This is a genomic window from Nocardia sp. CDC519, assembly GCF_059509835.1.
Window position 1 is genome coordinate 3,805,497 of the sequence record NZ_CM183377.1, and the last position, 15,292, is coordinate 3,820,788.

The 15,292-nt window shown below is 67.3% G+C and carries 16 protein-coding genes; 8 read left to right on the top strand and 8 right to left on the bottom strand.

Features of this window, described 5'->3' with window-relative positions; translation table 11 throughout:
• Positions 1-74: 74 nt before the first annotated feature.
• The 7 genes from AC5W7N_RS16985 to AC5W7N_RS17015 all read right to left on the bottom strand — a co-directional run bounded on the left by AC5W7N_RS16985 (position 75) and on the right by AC5W7N_RS17015 (position 6,327).
• Positions 75-551, bottom strand: a complete 477-nt coding sequence (locus AC5W7N_RS16985) for a nitroreductase family deazaflavin-dependent oxidoreductase (protein ID WP_163809353.1) — start codon at positions 549-551, stop codon at positions 75-77.
• A gap of 22 nt (positions 552-573) precedes the next feature.
• On the bottom strand, positions 574-1,152 hold the full coding sequence (locus AC5W7N_RS16990) for a TetR/AcrR family transcriptional regulator (protein ID WP_163809355.1): 579 nt from the start codon (positions 1,150-1,152) through the stop codon (positions 574-576).
• Between the two features lie 19 nt (positions 1,153-1,171).
• A complete protein-coding gene (locus AC5W7N_RS16995; protein WP_195019920.1) occupies positions 1,172-2,644 on the bottom strand; it encodes an FAD-dependent oxidoreductase in 1,473 nt (490 codons plus the stop codon).
• Positions 2,645-2,680: 36 nt separating this feature from the next.
• Positions 2,681-3,118: a carboxymuconolactone decarboxylase family protein gene (locus AC5W7N_RS17000; protein ID WP_194991469.1), complete on the bottom strand. Its 438-nt coding sequence runs from the start codon at positions 3,116-3,118 to the stop codon at positions 2,681-2,683.
• 67 nt (positions 3,119-3,185) lie between these two features.
• Positions 3,186-4,016, bottom strand: coding sequence for an NAD(P)-dependent oxidoreductase (locus AC5W7N_RS17005; RefSeq protein WP_228815631.1), 831 nt, complete (start codon positions 4,014-4,016; stop codon positions 3,186-3,188).
• Positions 4,017-4,063: 47 nt separating this feature from the next.
• Positions 4,064-4,816, bottom strand: a complete 753-nt coding sequence (locus AC5W7N_RS17010) for an SDR family oxidoreductase (RefSeq protein ID WP_163809363.1) — start codon at positions 4,814-4,816, stop codon at positions 4,064-4,066.
• A 32-nt stretch (positions 4,817-4,848) separates the two neighbouring features.
• Positions 4,849-6,327, bottom strand: a complete 1,479-nt coding sequence (locus AC5W7N_RS17015; protein ID WP_194991471.1) for an aldehyde dehydrogenase — start codon at positions 6,325-6,327, stop codon at positions 4,849-4,851.
• A 301-nt stretch (positions 6,328-6,628) separates the two neighbouring features.
• Here AC5W7N_RS17015 and AC5W7N_RS17020 point away from each other — a divergent pair, with 301 nt between their 5' ends.
• Genes AC5W7N_RS17020 through AC5W7N_RS17050 form a run of 7 tightly spaced genes read left to right on the top strand, consistent with a single transcriptional unit; the run spans position 6,629 to position 12,474 of the window.
• Positions 6,629-7,834 (top strand): cytochrome P450, encoded by a 1,206-nt coding sequence (locus AC5W7N_RS17020; protein WP_194991472.1) that lies wholly within the window; start codon positions 6,629-6,631, stop codon positions 7,832-7,834.
• A 46-nt stretch (positions 7,835-7,880) separates the two neighbouring features.
• Complete coding sequence (locus AC5W7N_RS17025) at positions 7,881-8,690, top strand: SDR family oxidoreductase (protein WP_163809370.1); 810 nt, start codon at positions 7,881-7,883, stop codon at positions 8,688-8,690.
• A 2-nt stretch (positions 8,691-8,692) separates the two neighbouring features.
• Positions 8,693-8,941, top strand: a complete 249-nt coding sequence (locus AC5W7N_RS17030) for a ferredoxin (protein WP_163809372.1) — start codon at positions 8,693-8,695, stop codon at positions 8,939-8,941.
• On the top strand, positions 8,941-9,492 hold the full coding sequence (locus AC5W7N_RS17035; RefSeq protein ID WP_163809374.1) for a Cif family virulence factor: 552 nt from the start codon (positions 8,941-8,943) through the stop codon (positions 9,490-9,492). Before AC5W7N_RS17030 ends, AC5W7N_RS17035 begins: the two co-directional genes overlap by 1 nt.
• A gap of 4 nt (positions 9,493-9,496) precedes the next feature.
• Positions 9,497-10,747: a hypothetical protein gene (locus AC5W7N_RS17040; RefSeq protein WP_490724751.1), complete on the top strand. Its 1,251-nt coding sequence runs from the start codon at positions 9,497-9,499 to the stop codon at positions 10,745-10,747.
• A gap of 21 nt (positions 10,748-10,768) precedes the next feature.
• A complete protein-coding gene (locus AC5W7N_RS17045) occupies positions 10,769-11,992 on the top strand; it encodes a cytochrome P450 (protein WP_495921881.1) in 1,224 nt (407 codons plus the stop codon).
• On the top strand, positions 11,989-12,474 hold the full coding sequence (locus AC5W7N_RS17050) for a glutathione peroxidase (protein WP_163809380.1): 486 nt from the start codon (positions 11,989-11,991) through the stop codon (positions 12,472-12,474). Before AC5W7N_RS17045 ends, AC5W7N_RS17050 begins: the two co-directional genes overlap by 4 nt.
• A gap of 90 nt (positions 12,475-12,564) precedes the next feature.
• On the opposite strand, the gene AC5W7N_RS17055 is transcribed toward AC5W7N_RS17050, so the two are convergent.
• Positions 12,565-13,917 carry a lanosterol 14-alpha demethylase gene (locus AC5W7N_RS17055; RefSeq protein ID WP_194992364.1) on the bottom strand — a complete coding sequence of 451 codons (1,353 nt, stop codon included), beginning with the start codon at positions 13,915-13,917 and terminating at the stop codon, positions 12,565-12,567.
• Between the two features lie 240 nt (positions 13,918-14,157).
• Here AC5W7N_RS17055 and AC5W7N_RS17060 point away from each other — a divergent pair, with 240 nt between their 5' ends.
• Positions 14,158-15,291: an MCE family protein gene (locus tag AC5W7N_RS17060; protein ID WP_195006984.1), complete on the top strand. Its 1,134-nt coding sequence runs from the start codon at positions 14,158-14,160 to the stop codon at positions 15,289-15,291.
• Position 15,292 lies beyond the last annotated feature (1 nt).

Below are 15,292 nucleotides of genomic sequence, written 5' to 3' on the forward strand. Positions count from 1 at the left end.
TCGGAGTCCACGCTATCGGGTGAACGGGCCGGATAGATCCGACTACGGTCGGATTTCTCGGCAGCTCAGCCGAATTACCGGGGTTCGAGGACGACCACCGGAATCTTTCGGTCGGTCCACGACTGGTAGCTGTCGAAATCGGCGTACAGATCCACCAGCATCGGCCACAACCGCGCGCGCTCCGCATCGTCGGCGACGTGGGCCCGCACCAGCCGGCGTTCGGTGCCGATCTGCACCGCGGCCTCGGGATCGGCGACCAGATTGTGGTACCACTGCGGATTGTTCGGCAGCCCGCCCTGTGAGGCCACGACCACCAGATTCGCGCCGTCGACCAGGTACACCAGCGGTGTGGTGAACACCTTGCCGGACTTGCGTCCTCGATGTTCGAGCAGCAGATTGGGCGCGGGTTTGCGGAAGGCTGCCCCGACGCGCCAGTTCTTGCCGATCCGGCCGCCGCTGCGCTGGTACAGCCACACATGCGCGCGCGACATGAGCTTGATGATCTTCGGTACCAACGGCGAATCGAGCTTGGGTGGGCGTTTGGTCGGCACAGCGGTTTCCGTTCAGGTGAGGTCAGCCCAGGATGAGCAGCGCGGATTTCTCGATGCGGTCGGCGATTTCGGAGTACGAGCCATATCCCATGCCCGCGCGCACCAAGGCGCCCGCGTAGAGCAGTTCCAGCGATTCGACGACGTCGTCGTCGGCATCGGCACCGAGCGCGCGCACGATCCGTTTGCGGATCTCGCCGCCGATCCGGCCGCGCAGATGCGCCACATCGGGATCGCGGCCGAGCAGTGCGCTGGTCACCGCGCCGGACACCTGCTGCTCATCGGCGACGAGCATGGCGATATTGCGCAGTTCGGCAACCACCCGGACCTTGGGGTCGGGGTCGTCGCTGACCGGCGACGGTGAGGCCGCCAGCCGCCGCCAGAAGATCTCGGCGACCAGATGTTCCTTGGAGGAGAAGTAGGTGTAGGCGGTGGCCGTGCCGACCCCGGCCGCCGCGGCGACCATCCGGATGGTCATCCCCGCGAATCCTTCGCGCGCGAGGACCTCCACCGCCGCCTTGGTCAGCTTGTCGACGGTGTCGGCCTGCTTCTCGGTGAGGCGACGCCGGGTCGCCTCGAGGATGATGGAATCGCCTTCGGACATGTGTCTGGATACTACATTCTCAGTTCTTGGCCGCGGCGATGCCCGCGCGGCGTCCGTAGAAGCTGCCGTCGCCGAGCGAGGCCCCGCTGACGTAGCCGCCGGCGCAGATCCCGGAGGTGCAGCGCCCGGCGGCGTACAGCCCGGCGATGGGTTGCCCGTCGACGTGCAGCACCCGGCTGTCCAGATCGGTGCGCAGCCCGCCGAGGGTGAATCCCGCGGTGAATCCGCGCATGTCGAAGCCGGCGACCGCGCCCTCGATCGGCGTCACCCATTCCGGCTTCTTGCCGAGCAGCGGATCGGCGCCCTCAGCGGCGTGCCGGTTGTACACCTCGACCGTCGAGGTGAGCGCGCCCGCGGGCAGCCCCATCTCGGACTCGAGTTCGGCGACCGATTCCGCGGCCCAGGTGGGCGGCTGACGGAAGAAGGGAGTCGAGGTCTCGGTGATGAGCGCTTGTTCGTAGGCGGCCTCGCCGATGATCAGATAGGCCTGGTTGTCCTGCTGGATCAGGGTGGCCTGGCCGATCCGGCCGGGATAGGTGTCCTCGGCGATGTAGCGCTGGCCGCGCCCGTTGACGAGGATGCCGCGCGCGAGCATCTGCGGATCGCCGAAGAAGGCGACCTCGGTGGCGTCCATGTGGGCCAGCTCGGCGCCGAGGGCCTGGGCCACCCGGATGCCGATGCCGTCGTGTTCCTCGATGGCGGCCGCGGGCCGTCCGATCAGCCGCGGTGCGTACCCCTCGATCATCTGCTGCTGGTAGGCGAAGCTGCCGGTGGCGAGCACCACGCCGCGCTCGGCTCGGATCGCGACCTGCTGTCCGTAGCGTTTGGCGATCACGCCGACCACCCGCTCGCCGTCGACCACCAGGCGCTGGATCCGCATGTCGTATTCGACACCGACGCCGAGCTTTTCGGCGGTCTCGGCCAGTGGCTTCATGAGCATGTAGCCGCCGCCCTTCTCCCCGGTGCGCTTATCGGCCATCTGCGGCACGTGGCCGCGCGGGGCCGGGTCGGCGATGGTGTTGAACGGCGCCGCGTTCTCGCCGCCGGTGTACATCAGGCCCTCGTCGTGTGGCGGCTCCCAGCCGGGTTCGGCCCAGAACTCCTCCTTGAACGGCACCCCGTTGGCCACCAGCCATTCGTAGTGTTCGACGCTGCCCTCGCAGTAGTCGATGATCTTCTCCCGGTCCGCCCCCGGTCCGAGCGCCGCCAGCAGGAACTCGGCCATGTTCTGCGGGGTGTCGTCGAAGCCGAGCGCCCGCTGCAATGGGGTGCCGCCGCCGAGGTAGATGAATCCGCCGGCCAGCGCGGCCGCACCACCCCAGCCGCCGGTGCGTTCCAGGATCAGCACGCTCGCGCCGGCGCGTGCGGCCTCGATCGCGGCGCACACCCCGGCGATGCCGTAACCGGCGACGACGACGTCGGCGGTGTGATCCCAGCTCGCCACCTCCGTCACGGGCAGCGGGCGAACGGTGGTCGGTGTCGATTCAGCCATGCTGTGTACTCCTCACAAATCCGGGTCCGCGCGACGTCATGGCTTCGGTGGCTCGGCTGCGGATTCCTGCTGCTTCTGCTTGTCCCGCGCCGCCTTCTTCTGCTGCCCGACGATCGTGGTGATCGAGATGTCGAGCTTGCTGCCGTTCGGCCAGCCGATGTAGTGGCACAGGAACAGTGCGATCTCGTGCAGTTCTTCCTCGGTGAGTTCACCGTTGCGCAGGGCAGCCCCGATCTGGATGGCCGCGGTGTCCATCAGGCCCTGGGCGGTGAGCGCGCCGAGCAGCACCAGCCTGCGATCGCGGATGCTCAAGCCCGGCCGGGACCAGACGTTGGCGAACAGGTGGTCGGCGGTCATCGCGAAATGGTCGCTGGGATAGTCCTGGAAGGGCGTGCCGTACACCTCCTCCATCTTCGCCAGGCCGCGTTCACGCAGGGTGGGTTGGGTGCCGTTGGGTTCGGTCGGTTCGCTCATGCGGGCATCTCCTGGTCGGCGGTGGTCGGGGCGCCCGATGGGGTCGGCGCGTGGCTTGATCGTCGGCTCATGAGCCCTCCGGCGCGGGCGGCGGAACACCGAGACCCGGCCCGAGATGCTCGCGCGCCAGCGCGGCCAGCGGCAGGTCGATGCCGAGCCTGCGGCCCAGATCCAGCGCCAGGGCCAGATCCTTGTCGCCGAGATCGCGCACGTGGCCCATGATCGGCAGCCAGAAATCGCCCTCGGCGATCGGGCCGGTGCGCTCGCGCAGCATGATGGCGCCGGGCCCACCGGTCACGGCGTCGGAATGGCGGACCACCTTGCCGAGCGTGGTGATATCGAGTCCGGCCGCCTCGGCCAGCCGCTGGGCCTCGGTGGCCGCGGTGAAGGCGACGAAATGAACCAGGTTGCGGGCCAGCTTCATTCGAGTTCCGGCACCCACCGGCCCGGCGTGCACGATGAGGTCGCCGAAACACCTGAACGGTTCGCGCACTCGGGCGAAGGCCGTCTCGCTGCCGCCGACCATCACCGCCAGCGCACCACGGTTCGCGCCGGGCGCGCCACCGCTGACCGGTGCGTCGACCAGTTCCACTCCGTGCTCGGCGCATCGAGCGGCCAGGTCGACCGCCGTCGAATCGCTGATGGTGGAGTGCACCGCGACGACGGTGCCGGGGGCGGCGGTCTCCAGCAGCCCGCCGGGACCGGCCACCACCTGGCGGACCTGCGCGTCGTCGACCACGACCACCGAGATCACCGCGCACTTGGCGGCGAGTTCGGCCGCCGTGGACGCGGACTCGGCGCCGGCGTCGGTGAACGGCGCCACCGCCTCGGCGCGGGTATCGCAGACGGTGAGCCCGCCCGGCCAGTCGAGCAGCCGCTTCGCCATCGGGGCGCCCATGCTCCCCAGGCCGATGAAGCCGACCCTGGCACCGGCCTCCGGGGTACTCACGACCGGAACACCTGCCCGCCATCGACATTGAAGATCTGTCCGGTGACCCAGCTCGCCTCGTCCGACAACAGGTACAGGCAGGCGCCGACCAGATCCTCCGGGGTGCCCATCCGCTTGAGCGGCAGCCGCTTGATCATGTCCTCGACGATGACACCCGGCGTCACGGTTTTGGTGGCTTCGGTATCAATAGGTCCGGGGGCGATCGCATTGATGCGGATCTTCGAACCACCGAGCTCGAAGGCCAGCTGCTGGGTCAGGCCGTTGATGCCGACCTTCGCCAGCCCGTAGAACCCCGAATACACCCACGCCGCGGTGGAGGACTGGTTGACGATCGACCCGCCGCCCCGCGCGGCCATGTGCTGCCAGACCGCGCGGGTCATGATCAGCGCGCCGTTGAGGTTGACGTTCATGAACCGCTGGTAGTAGTCCCACGGCACGGTGAGCAGCAGGTCCAGCTTCATATCGCCGTAGATGGCGGCATTGTTGACCAGGTGGTCGATGCCGCCGAATTTCTCGACCGTGAAATCGGCCAGCGCCGTGGCGGATTCCGGATCGGAGACGTCGACCTCGGCGAAGACGGCCGAGCCGCCGTCGGCCACGATCTTCTCCGCGACCGCCGTGCCGAGTTCGGTATTGCGGTCGGCGACCACGACATTGGCGCCCTCGGCGGCCAAGGCTTGGGCGTAGGCGGCGCCGATGCCGCGCGCGGCTCCGGTGACGATGGCCGACTTTCCGGTGAAACGGACCATGATGGGTGCTCCTGATGAGGTAGGGGTGGCGGTCAGCTGGGTTCGGCGGTGGCGATGAGCTTGGTTTCCAGGTATTCCTCGAACCCGGCCACGCCCATCTCGCGCCCGATTCCGGACTGCTTGTATCCGCCGAACGGTGCGTCGGCGGAGTACCAGATGCCGCCGTTGACGCCGAGCGTCCCGGTGCGCACGCCGTCGGTGACGCGGCGGATGCGTTCCGGATCGGTGCCCCATACCGCGCCGGACAGGCCGTAGGGGGAGTCGTTGGCCAGGCGGATGGCGTCGTCGTCGCCGTCGTGCGGGATCACCACGAGCACCGGGCCGAAGATCTCCTCGGTGGCGATGGCGGAGTCGGGTGCAACGTCGGCGATCAGCGTCGGTTCGATGAAGTAGCCGCGGTCGCGCCCGGCCGGACGTCCGCCGCCGGCCACGATGCGCCCGCCCTCGTCCCGGGCGATCGCCAGATAACGTTCCACCCGGTCGCGCTGCCGGGCCGAGATGAGCGGGCCGCAGACGGTGCCGGGGGCGGACGGATCGCCGGGGACTATGCCGCCCATGGTGGTCGCCGCGATCTGCACGGCCTGCTCGTAGGCGGCGCGGGGGACCAGCAGCCGGGTGGTCAGCGCACAGCCCTGCCCGGCATGCACACACACCGAGAAGGCGGTGACGCCGACGGCCGCGCCGATATCGGCATCGTCGAGCACGATGGCCGCCGATTTACCGCCGAGTTCGAGGAAGGTCTTCTTGATGGTGGCCGCGGCCGCCGTCATCACCGCGCGACCGGTGGCGGTGGACCCGGTGAAGCTCACCATGTCCACGCGCGGGTCGGAACTCAGCTGCGCGCCGAGACTGTGATCATCGGAGGTCACGATGTTCACCACGCCCGCCGGGATATCGGTGTGCTCGGCGATGATCCGTCCGACCGCCGCCGCGCACCACGGGGTGTCCGGCGCGGGTTTGAGCACGACGGTATTGCCCGCCGCGAGCGCCGGGCCGAGCTTGGCGAAATTGATCTGGTGCGGGAAATTCCACGGGGTGATGGCGCCGACCACGCCGGTCGCCTCGCGCCGCAGCACCCGGCGGCTGCTGATGCCCATCGGCGCGGCGACGCCGAGATCGGTTTCCCAGTTGTAGTTCTCGGCCAGCTTCGCGGCGAAGTCCAGGTCGGCGATCGGGCCTTCCAGCTGCGGTCCGCGGGTGAACATGATGGGCGCGCCCGCCTCGGCGACGGTGATCTCGCGCAGCTGCTCGACATTGTCCTGGAGCGCGGTGCGCAGCTGAGTGAGGCAGTGCGCGCGGAAGGCGTGGTCGCGGGACCAGTCCGTGGTGTCGAAAGCCGTGCGGGCGGCGGCGATGGCAGCGTCCATATCGGCGGCGTCGGCATTGGCGGCGTGCCCGAGTTCCTCCTCGGTCGCCGGGTTCACGGTGCTGAAGACGCCGGCACCGCCCTTGTCGATCAGCGTCGCGCCGATCAGCAGGGGAGCACCGTCTGCGGACAGCAGACTGTTCATAGTCGACTCCGTAAGTGTCTGGACAGGTGTACGGAATATAGTCCGGGCTCTTTCGGTTAGGCAAGAACTTGTTCTAGAAAACCAGTCAACCGCCACGGGGATCCACGGTGGGCGCAACCCGACTGCTTCGTGCGGGGAAATCGGTACGCGAAGGGCAATAATGCTGGCTAAACCGCCGGAATCGTTGTCGGCGGGCGGGGACGCTGGTACCGTCCAGACACATGTCCAGCTATGTGTCTCTACCGGACGGTGACGGCCGGATCTCAGCGGAGAACTGGTTATCGAATGCGAGGTGGGCGCGATGACGGCCGCGTCGGTGGAACCACTGATCTTCGATCCCTATGACTACGCCTTCCACGAGGATCCCTACCCCGTCTATCGGCGGCTGCGCGCCGAGGCGCCGCTGTACTACAACCCCGACCTGGATTTCTGGGCGTTGTCCCGGCACGCCGACGTCTTCGCCGGCTTCCGTGATGCCACCCGGCTCTCCAGTGCCAACGGGGTATCGCTGGATCCCGCCGCGTGGGGGCCGCACGCCCATCACGTGATGTCGTTCCTGGCCATGGACGATCCGCGGCATATGCGGATGCGCCGGCTGGTGTTCAAAGGATTCACGCCCAAACGGGTCGCCGAGATGACCGACCGCATCCGCGAGCTCACCCTCGAACATCTCGAACCCGGCTTCGCGGGCGAGAAGCTCGACTGGATCGAGGATTTCGCGGGCAAACTGCCGATGGACGTCATCTCCGAGATGCTCGGGGTGCCCGCCGCCGATCGCGCCGAGATCCGCAGGCTCGCCGACCTGGTGGTCCACCGCGAGGACGGTGTGCTCGACGTGCCGATGGCCGCCATCGAGGCCTCGGTCGCGCTGATCGGCTACTACACCGAGATGGTGGCCCAGCGCCGCAAGCAGCCACTCGACGATCTCACTTCCGCGCTGCTCGACGCCGAGATCGACGGCGACCGCCTCACCGATCAGGAAATCATCGGCTTCATGTTCCTGATGGTGATCGCCGGGAACGAGACCACCACCAAACTGCTCGGCAATGCGCTGTACTGGGGAGCGCGCAATCCCGGCGAGTACGCCAAGGTCGCCGCCGACCCGGGCATGGTCGCCGATTGGGTCGAGGAGACCCTGCGCTATGACACCTCGAGCCAGATCGTCGCGCGCACCGCGACGGTGGATATCCCGCAGCACGGTGGCGTCATCCCGGCGGGGTCGAAGGTACTGCTGCTGATCGGTTCGGCCAATCGCGATGCCGAGGTGTTCGACGACGCCGACAGCTACCGCATCGAACGCAACGACAAGGGTGCGCTGGTGAGTTTCGGTGCGGGCGTGCACTTCTGCCTCGGCGCGCACCTGGCCCGCCTGGAGGCCACCGTCGCGCTCGAGGAGTTCGCCGCCCGCACGCGCGCCTACGAGGTGCACGAGGCGGAGGTCGAGCGGGTGCATTCGACCAATGTGCGCGGGTTCGCCCGGCTTCCGATCTCGGTGCGGCCCCGATGACGCCGCCCACCCGAACCGATCACACCCCGAGACAGGAGGTGCGCTGATGCCGCGCTTCGAACCCCACCCCGCCCGGCGGCCCGCCCTGATCGCCGGCGCGTCCTCCGGCATCGGCGCCGCCACCGCCGTCGCCCTCGCCGAACTCGGCCACCCGGTGACGCTCGGCGCCCGGCGCGTGGAGCTGTGCGAAGAACTCGCCGGCAAGATCCGCGCCGACGGCGGCGAGGCCATCGCCCAGCGGCTCGACGTCACCGACGCGGCCTCGGTCGAGGAATTCGTTACGGCCGCCGAGCGGGCGCACGGCCCGGCCGAGATCCTGGTCTCCGGCGCGGGTGATATCGAATTCTCGCTGGTCGAGGAGATGGACCCGGAACGTTTTGCCCAGCAGGTGCAGGTGCATCTGATCGGCGCGCACCGGCTGGTGCACGCGGTACTGCCGGGCATGGTCGAGCGGCAGCGCGGCGATCTGGTGCTGATCAGCTCCGACTGTGCGCCCGCGCCGCGTCCGCGCACCGGCGCCTATAGCGCCGCCAAGGCCGGGCTGGAAGCCATGGTCACCCAGTTGCGGATGGAATTGGAGGGCAGCGGGATCCGCGCCTCCATGGTGCGACCAGGCCCGACGCTCACCGGCATGGGCATGAATTCCACCCCCGAGGTGGTGGGTCCGTTGCTCGAGGACTGGAAGGACTGGGGTTTCGCCCGGCATCCGTACATGCTGCGGGCCTCCGATCTCGCGGCCGCGGTGGTGGCGGTGGTGAGTACGCCGCGCGGATCGCATCTGGTGTCGGTGGAGGTACAGCCGGAGGCGCCGCTACGGCAGCGCCGCACCTCCCGGCGCGCGCCGGAAGGGGAGTAGCGGTGCGGATACGGGTCGATCTGGATCTGTGCCAGGGGCATGCGGTCTGCCAGGACGAGGCCCCCGACATCTTCACGGTCCCCAAACGCGGGCAGGTCGTCGTCGAGAACGAGAACCCCGATGACGCCGCCCGCCCGGACATCGAACGGGCAGTGCGGTACTGCCCGACCCAGGCGTTGTCGATCGTCGACGATGCCGCCACCGATTCCGCGTCGAGCGGGACCGGCGAATCTCAGGAAGGTAGACGGTGATGGCAGGTTTCGATCGCGCGGAACTCGACGAGATGGTGCGGCGCTGGGTGGAGGCCAACCGCAGCTGTGAGGACAAGCGTGACTGGGCGCCGCTGGCCGAGATGTACACCGAGGACGCCACCTACGGCTGGAACTACGGCCCGACCCAGGAATTCATGGCGGTCGGTCGCGACGAGATCCGGGATCTGGCGCTGGTGCAGGAGATGCAGGGCCTGGAGGGGTGGACCTATCCCTATCAGGAATTCGTCATCGATGAGCGGTCGGGCAATGTCATCGGGCTGTGGAAGCAGCTCGCCGATGTCACCAGGGCCGACGGCAGCCACTACAGTCCGCACGGTATCGGCGGCAGCTGGTTCCGCTACGGTGGCAATTTCCAGTGGTCGTGGCAGCGCGATTTCTTCGACTTCGGCAATGTGTCGGCGCTGTTCATGGAGATGATCCAGCAGAACGCGCTGACCGAAGGCATGCAGAAGCGGATCCAGCGTTCGGTATCGGGTGAGCCGCTGCCCGGCTGGTACCGCATCGGTGAATCCCCGGTTCCGCTGTGGTGACGGCATGTCCGAACCGATGAGCAATTACGCGGATCTCTCGCGGGACACGCTCGCGACGCTGCTGCCGGAACTGCTGTTGAGCGGGCATCTGATCGATCGCTCCGGAATGGCGCACACCATCGGCGCTTTCGGGCGCGAGGGCATGACCGAGGTGGCCATCACCGAATGGCAGCTGGCCAGCCCGGTCTACACCCGCCGCATGCAGCGAGCCCTCGGTTTCACCGGGGACACGGTGGAGACCATCTTCAAGGGGCTCCAATTCGATATCGGCGCCCCACCACAATTCATGGATTTCCGGTACCGGTTACACGACGAGCGGCACGGCGAATTCTGGCTCGACCATTGCGGAGCGCTGGCCGATGTCGAGCCGCTCGGTACCGATTTCGTCATCGCCATGTGCCATGACATCGAAGACCCCACCTTTGACGCCACGGCCCTGGCGACCAATCCGCACGCTCAGGTGCGGCCGGTGCATCGCCCGCCGCGCGAGCCGGCCGACCGGAAGCCGGTGTGCGCGTGGACGGTTACCATCGATCCGGCCCATATCCCGCCACCGGTTCCGGAGGGCGCGGAGCTGGTCGCGGGATCAGCGGCGGCGCACACCAGGCTGACGGCCATCGATCCCGGCGAGGAAGGACGCGGCGACTATGCGGGGCCGCTGCTCAGCGATATCCGCTTCGCCGATTTCTCCCGTTCGGCGCTGATCCGGCTGGCCGATGAGGTGTGCCTGCAACATCATCTGCTCACCCTCGCCTTCGCGATCGCGGTGCGCAGGCGCACGGATCCGGAATCCGCGCTCGATATCCTGCGCAAACAATTCGCGGGTATTGCCGGTTTGACCTCGGAACGGTTGCGCACGGCGCTCGGGCTCGGCACCGATGTGCCCGCGCTGATCGAGGTGTTGCGCCACCATCCCGCCGTCAACCCGTTGCCCTACACCGGCATCCGGGTGGAAGCGGAGGGTGACACGGTGCTGCTGCGTTTCCCCCGGCACAGCGATGCCGTCGCCGACGGCGCGTGGCCGGCGCTGATCGCTCCAGAGCACACCAAGGCCCTCGACGCCATGGTGCGCGGGGTCAATTCGTGCTTCCACGTCAGTGCGACCGCCATGGCCGAGGACGAATGGACGGCCAGGATCGCGCTGGGCGACGAGCCCGCCAGGGAGGCCATCGAAGTCGCGATCGCCAAGGTCAGCACCGGTGCCGGTTTCACCTTCGCCGACCGCGGCATCCCGCTGCCCCTCACGGTCGTGTGACCGATTCCGAAAGGACACCCCATGACATCGACCTTGCCCACGGGATTCGATTTCACCGACCCGGCCCTGTGGGCCGAACGCAGCCCCGTCGAGGAATTCGCGCAGTTGCGCCGGACCGCGCCGGTCTGGTGGAACGCCCAAACCGATGAGAGCTCCGGCGGTTTCCGCGACGGCGGCTTCTGGGTGGTCAGCAAGCTGGCCGATATCAAGGAGATCTCGCGTCATCCGGAGCTGTACTCCTCGCAGGAAAAGGGCGCGATCATCCGGTTGCCGGGTGACATCACGCCCGAGCAGATGGAGGTGACCGGCGCACTGCTGGTCAATATGGACCCGCCGAAGCACTCCAAGATCCGCCGGATCATCTCCAAGGGTTTCACCCCGCGGGCGGTGGAGGGTCTACGCGCGGCGCTCACCGAACGGGCCGCGAAGATCGTGCACGAGGCCAAGAAGACCGGAGGCGGGGATTTCGTCACCCAGGTCGCGTGCGAGTTGCCGTTGCAGGCCATCGCCGAACTGCTGGGCGTTCCGCAAGAGGATCGGCGCAAGCTGTTCGACTGGTCGAATCAGATGCTCAACTACGACGACCCCGAATACGGCGATTCCACCATGGCCTCGGCCGAAATCCTCGGCTACGCCTGGAATATGGCCGAGCAGCGCCGGGCCACCCCGGTCGACGATATCGTCACCCAACTGATCAACGCCGATCTCGACGGCGAAGGGCTCGGCTCCGACGAATTCGGGTTCTTCGTCATCCTGCTCGCCGTCGCCGGCAATGAGACAACCCGCAACGCGATCACCCACGGCATGAAGGCATTCGTGGACCATCCCGAACAGTGGGAGCTCTACCGCAAGCAACGCCCGCGCACCGCACCGGATGAAATCGTGCGCTGGGCCACCCCGGTGACCGCCTTCCAGCGCACCGCCACCGAGGACCTCACCCTGGGCGGACAACACATCGCCAAAGGTCAGCGCCTCGGCCTGTTCTACAGCTCGGCCAATTTCGATGAAGACGGCTTCACCGACCCGTTCACCTTCGATATCCTGCGCGACCCGAATCCGCACGTCGGTTTCGGCGGCACCGGCGCGCACTACTGCGTCGGGGCCAACCTGGCCAAGCTGGAAATCGACCTCATGTTCAACGCCATTGCCGACGCGATGCCCGAGATCACCCCGGTGGCCGATCCGGTACGGTTGCGCTCGGGGTGGATCAACGGAATCAAGAATTGGCAGGTGCGATACGAGTGAACGTTCGAGACATTCCGGTGCGCACGCTGTCCGGTGAGCAGTCAACGCTCGCCGGACTCGTCGGTGACCGGGTCGTGCTGCTGGTGAACGTGGCCTCCAAATGCGGGCTGACCCCGCAATATTCGGGCCTGGTCGAACTCCAGAAGAGCTACGGCGACCGCGGATTCAGCGTGGTCGGCGTGCCGTGCAATCAGTTCATGGGCCAGGAGCCGGGCACCGCGGAGGAAATCCAGCAGTTCTGCTCGATGACCTACGGCGTGGATTTCCCGCTGCTGGAGAAGACCGACGTCAACGGTGAGGGCAGGCACCCGCTGTACCAGGGGCTGGTGGAGACGGCCGACGCCGAGGGCGCGGCAGGCGATATCCAGTGGAACTTCGAGAAGTTCCTGATCGCCCGCGACGGCACTGTGGCCGGCCGGTTCCGTCCGCGCACCACTCCCGACGACGCCGCGCTGGTCGCCGCGGTCGAAGCGCTGCTCTGACCTAGCACCCGCACGGACGCACCACGCTGCTCTGAAGCGGCAATGAACAATGGGGCCCGCTCGGCTGAGCGGGCCCCATTGTTCATTTGTTCATTTCTGTCGTCTGCGATAGCGCACCGTGCAGGGCTTCGCCAGCTGCACCACCATCTTGCTGTGGTCGTTGCGGTATTGCTCCGAGGGCAAGGTCATCTCGAATTCCCAATCCCGCAGCAGGATCGAGAAGATCGCCTTCAACTGCATCAAGGCGAAGGGCGCGCCGACGCAGCGGTGCCTGCCCGCGCCGAACGGAATCCAGGTCCACCGGTTGAGGATGTCTTCCTGGTTCGGATCGATATAGCGGCCGGGATCGAAGGTATCCGGGTGCGGGAAATCCTCGGCGATCCGGTTCGAGATCGCCGGGCTCGCCGCGACCATATCGCCGGGCTCGATCCGGCTACCGCACACCTCGAATTCATCGCGCGCCACCCGCATCAGGATGATCAGCGGCGGATGCAGCCGCAGCGTCTCTTTCAGGACCGCCTCGAGCTGTGGGATCTGCCGTAGCGCACCGAAACTGATATCGGAGCCGTCGCTGTAGAGCTCATCGAGTTCGGCGACCACTTTCCGCAATTGCTCCGGGTGCCGCAGCAATTCGATGACGCTCCACGCCGCGGTACCCGAGGTGGTGTGGTGCCCGGCGAACATCATCGAGATGAAGATGCCGGTGATCTCGCTGGCGCTGAATCGTGGCTTGCCGTCCTCGCCGGGCACCGAGACCAGCACGTCGAGCATGTCGCGATCGCCGGCATCGGCGGGCGGATTCGCCGCGCGGGTGTCCATGATCTCCTGCACCAGCGCCACCAGTTCCCGGCGCGCGGCATCGCGGCGGCGGAAACTCTCGATCGGTGCGTACGGATCCACATAGGCCAGTGCGTCGGTACCGCGTTCGAGATCGTGATACAGCTGCGCGAACCGGCCGTCGAGCTGATTGCGGAATTTCACCCCGATCAGGCAGGCCGAGGAGGTGTAGATGGTCAGTTCGGCGAAGAAATCGAGCAGGTCGATTTCTCCCGAATCACCCCAGTTCGCCACCATCCGATCCACCTCGGCGGCGATCGTCGCGGCGTGCCCGCGCATCTGATCGCCGCGCAGGGCCTGGTTGTGCAGCATTTCCTTGCGACGCTCGGGGCTGGCGTCGAACACCACACCCGCACCGAAGATCGGTTTCATGAACGGATACGCCGCACCCTGATCCAGATCCTCATCGCCCGCGCGGAAGAAGAACTCGTTGGCCTCGGCCCCGGTCAGCAGGATGACCCGTTTTCCGGCGAGTTCGAACGCGCCGACGTCGCCGCATTCCTCCCGCACACGGCGCATCAGCGCGATCGGGTCGACCCGGAACTCGTCGAGATGGCCGTATTCGGAGTCGCCGCCGGAAACTCGTTGCGGCTGCACCAGAGTCATCGAAAACCTCCCGGTGATCACTGTCCAGACATATGATGGACACGTGTCTGGACAGTACTACGACACGACTGGGCCCGGCAAGCGATCCTCGATCGCGCCCGGTCCGCAAGGCGGCAGTGCCGTACCGGTTCGTCGGTAAGCAGGTGAGCGGTGGATTCGAGACAACACACCGGGACCGAACGTTTCGTGCTGCTCCGGGTGACGTGGCAGCTACTGCGCTGGAAAATCGCCGCGGCCGCAATGGTTTTCGGTCTCGCCGGAGTGCTGGTGCTCACCTGGTCGATGTACGCGGGCGGCTTCGCGACGACGGCGACCGTCACCGTCGAGGCACCGCGCAGCGGGCTGGTGCTCGACCCGGACGCCAAGGTGCGGTTTCGCGGCGCGCAGATCGGCCGGGTCGTCGGCATCGAGCACGCGGGGGACCGAGCGCGGTTGCGGCTCGAACTGGAGCCGGATCTGCTGGGGCTGGTACCCGCCGATGCGAGCGTCGATATCCGCTCCACCACGGTGTTCGGCGCGAAGTACGTCAACTTCGTGGCGCCCGCGCGCGCGTCGACGGCGTCGCTGCGCCCGGGGGCGGTGGTGCGGGCCGAGGACGTGACCGTGGAATTCAATACTGTCTTCCAGCGACTCACCGACGTGCTCGACCACATCGATCCCGCCCAGCTCAACGCCACCCTCACCGCCATCGGCACCGCGCTGCACGGACGCGGCGCGACCATGGGCGATCTGCTCGCCGACGCCGACCGATATCTGCGCGAGATCAACCCGCACCTGCCCGCGCTGCGCCGCGATGTGGCGGGCGCGGCCCAGGTCACCGAGACGTACGCCGATACGGCGCCCGACCTGCTGCGCACCCTCGGCAATGCCACCGTCACCAGCGCCACCGTCGGCGCGCACACCGCCGAGCTGGACACTCTGCTACTCGATCTCATCGGCCTCGCCGACACCACCGGCGCGGTGCTCGGGGAAAGCGAACAGCCGCTGGTGTCCGGGCTGGAACTGCTGCTGCCGACCGCGCAGTTGCTGCACGAATACAAGCCGGTGCTCAATTGTGTGGTGCGCGGCTTGGCCAAGGCCATGCCACTGGCCGAGGCCATGATCGGCGGCATCAAGCCGGGCGCGATCTTCAACGCGAGTTTCATGTACGGCGCGGAGGCGTACAAATATCCGGAGGACGCACCGAAGGTCAATGCGACCGGCGGGCCACGCTGCGACGGCATTCTCGATCGAGTGCCCGGCTCGCATGCGCCCTATGTGGTCACCGATACCGCCGAATCCGATCCGTACGCACCGTCGACGACCTTGCACTCGAACGGTCCGTCGGTGTTCCAGGTGCTGTTCGCCGGGCTGCCGGGCATGGCACCTCGGTGAG

Excerpts from the sequence above, each read along its gene's own strand:
- AC5W7N_RS17015 (WP_194991471.1), bottom strand. The coding sequence starts at position 6,327 with ATGAACAGTCTGCTGTCCGCAGACGGTGCTCCCCTGCTGATCGGCGCG.
- AC5W7N_RS17005 (WP_228815631.1), bottom strand. The coding sequence starts at position 4,016 with ATGGGCGCCCCGATGGCGAAGCGGCTGCTCGACTGGCCGGGCGGGCTC.
- AC5W7N_RS17035 (WP_163809374.1), top strand. The coding sequence starts at position 8,941 with ATGGCAGGTTTCGATCGCGCGGAACTCGACGAGATGGTGCGGCGCTGG.
- AC5W7N_RS17000 (WP_194991469.1), bottom strand. The coding sequence starts at position 3,118 with ATGAGCGAACCGACCGAACCCAACGGCACCCAACCCACCCTGCGTGAA.
- AC5W7N_RS16995 (WP_195019920.1), bottom strand. The coding sequence starts at position 2,644 with ATGGCTGAATCGACACCGACCACCGTTCGCCCGCTGCCCGTGACGGAG.
- AC5W7N_RS17040 (WP_490724751.1), top strand. The coding sequence starts at position 9,497 with ATGTCCGAACCGATGAGCAATTACGCGGATCTCTCGCGGGACACGCTC.
- AC5W7N_RS16990 (WP_163809355.1), bottom strand. The coding sequence starts at position 1,152 with ATGTCCGAAGGCGATTCCATCATCCTCGAGGCGACCCGGCGTCGCCTC.
- AC5W7N_RS17055 (WP_194992364.1), bottom strand. The coding sequence starts at position 13,917 with ATGACTCTGGTGCAGCCGCAACGAGTTTCCGGCGGCGACTCCGAATAC.
- AC5W7N_RS17025 (WP_163809370.1), top strand. The coding sequence starts at position 7,881 with ATGCCGCGCTTCGAACCCCACCCCGCCCGGCGGCCCGCCCTGATCGCC.
- AC5W7N_RS17020 (WP_194991472.1), top strand. The coding sequence starts at position 6,629 with ATGACGGCCGCGTCGGTGGAACCACTGATCTTCGATCCCTATGACTAC.
- AC5W7N_RS17010 (WP_163809363.1), bottom strand. The coding sequence starts at position 4,816 with ATGGTCCGTTTCACCGGAAAGTCGGCCATCGTCACCGGAGCCGCGCGC.
- AC5W7N_RS17045 (WP_495921881.1), top strand. The coding sequence starts at position 10,769 with ATGACATCGACCTTGCCCACGGGATTCGATTTCACCGACCCGGCCCTG.
- AC5W7N_RS17060 (WP_195006984.1), top strand. The coding sequence starts at position 14,158 with ATGGTTTTCGGTCTCGCCGGAGTGCTGGTGCTCACCTGGTCGATGTAC.